The organism is Pedococcus sp. P1_H8 (assembly GCF_056405175.1).
Genome location: NZ_JBFUCP010000139.1, coordinates 1 through 515, shown reverse-complemented (window position 1 = coordinate 515; position 515 = coordinate 1). Strand labels below are relative to the sequence as shown.

The window sequence follows — 515 nt, the reverse complement described above, 5'->3', positions numbered from 1 at the left end:
GTTCCTCGGGGAGCGGGTGACGGGGTGGGCAATGGGCCGGGGAGGGCGAGGGGCCGGGGAGGGCGAGGGGCCGGGGAGGGCGAGGGGCCGGGGAGGGCGAGGGGCGGTCGGGCCGCGGTCAGAGCAGGTGGACCTTCTCGTACAAGATCCTCGACGGTCCACCCACCAGGCCGGAACCGTCGAGGAACTGCATCAGCTTCGCCCCGGACCTGCGGACCCGGTCCTGGTAGTGGGTGTTGGTCTTGGCGGCCGCGATGGCGCGCCGCGGGTCCAGGCCGGCATTGGCGTAGACGTCCTTGCTGATCATCGACTTCATCACGAAGAACACGACGGTTGCGGTAAACACCCTCTCGGCCGCGAGCCGGGCCCTGCTCGCCCCCTCGAGCCGGCGGCCGACCTCCTCGCGGGCGAAGCGGATGTGCCGCGCCTCCTCCAGCACGTGGATCCTGCTCACCGTGCGGGTGACGGGCTGCACGCGCTCGTCCTTCATGAAGTCGCGCTGCATCATGTCGAGG

Annotated in this window: 1 protein-coding gene; it reads right to left on the bottom strand. The window is 71.1% G+C overall.

All coding sequences use genetic code 11. The features are described 5' to 3' along the window. Positions 1 to 118: 118 nt before the first annotated feature. A partial coding sequence (locus AC1DYG_RS19260) for a diiron oxygenase (RefSeq protein ID WP_477641465.1) occupies positions 119 to 515 on the bottom strand: 397 nt, incomplete at its 5' end.